The 800-nt window shown below is 26.4% G+C and carries 1 protein-coding gene; it reads right to left on the bottom strand.

Features of this window, described 5'->3' with window-relative positions; translation table 11 throughout:
• Positions 1-130: 130 nt before the first annotated feature.
• The coding region (locus tag GOQ24_RS16025) for an McrC family protein (protein ID WP_243731298.1) at positions 131-800 on the bottom strand (670 nt) is incomplete at its 5' end.

Here is an 800-nt window from a genome sequence, read left to right as displayed (position 1 = left end):
ATTAATTTCTAGTGACTCAATTATTTTTTTTTCAAACAAAAACCAAATAATTAAAACTAATGCAAATAGATGCAGTGCTTTTTTATCGCTTTTTGTCCAATATTTCAAAATATCAATTTTTATTTTTTTTCTAATCTTTTATCCAAGGTAATTTCACCCCAAGTTTATAAACTTTGTGATAAGCCTTTATTTCTTGTTTTTTGTGGTTAATATTTTCTAATGATAGATCAATTTCACCATTTTCCATATCTGGATAAATTATAAGACAATCTATATTTCTATCATCCTTTATTTTTAATTTTTGTCTTACTTTATTTAAGCGAGCATAACCTGCAACCTGTCTGATATCGTTATGTAAGTGACTATTGTTGTAATGTAATTTGTATTTAGCATCAATCACCATTTGGTTTTCCGATTCAGAAACCAAAATATCTAAAGAGTTCCCGTAGGTAGAAAATTGATAGTGTATTTCTTTTTTTGATAAAGGATTATGCTCCACCATTTTACTAAACACATATAATTCAAACAATCTAGGCATATCAATCCAAAAAGGTGGAGTTTTTACTCTTTGTTCTGATGTTTGAGTTATGTTGTAGGCAAAGCGTTTTAAAATATGATTTCCTATTTGCAAAGCATCCTTATATTCTCTGTAAAACGGATTATACTTTATGTGTTTTAATTCTGTTTCCTTTACATCATCAGAAATCAATTCGAATGTAGGTCTGCAATAATTTATAGTTTGTTGAATAATATTATAATTATTAGATAGTAATATTTTGTTATTTTCTACATAACTAATC

Source organism: Myroides sp. LoEW2-1, from assembly GCF_009767705.1.
Taxonomy (GTDB): Bacteria; Bacteroidota; Bacteroidia; order Flavobacteriales; family Flavobacteriaceae; genus Flavobacterium; species Flavobacterium album_A.
Note: the sequence above shows the minus strand (reverse complement) of the source record. Positions and strands in the feature narration are given on the sequence as shown.